The sequence below is a fragment of the Spirulina sp. CCY15215 genome, assembly GCF_016888125.1.
GTDB lineage: Bacteria > Cyanobacteriota > Cyanobacteriia > Cyanobacteriales > Spirulinaceae > CCY15215.
Genome location: NZ_JACSWA010000271.1, coordinates 1 through 267 on the forward strand (window position 1 = coordinate 1; position 267 = coordinate 267).

Consider the following 267-nt stretch of genomic DNA (forward strand, 5'->3'; position numbering starts at 1 on the left):
ACATCTGGTGCTTGTTTTTGCGGCTCCTCTTGCTCTAAGATTTGTTGTTTCGTCAATTTGACGGGATACCATAACAAATCTGCGGCAATAAACACATCCTCTCGGTCTTTAAAAAGAGAGTCCAGACCCCCTTTTATGGTGAAAATTAAGCGTAATTGGGTCGTATTGTCAGCCAAAGGTTTACCGTCACTGTCAGGATAGAGAAGGTCGTCGTCAATCGATGGGGGAGAAAGTTGTTGTACCATTGCCTCAAAAGAGAAAAAGGTC

The 267-nt window shown here is 43.4% G+C and carries 1 pseudogene; it reads right to left on the bottom strand.

What is annotated here, in order from left to right:
* Nucleotides 1-245: pseudogene (locus tag JUI58_RS03010) on the bottom strand (Uma2 family endonuclease); the annotation flags it as partial.
* Nucleotides 246-267: the final 22 nt, after the last annotated feature.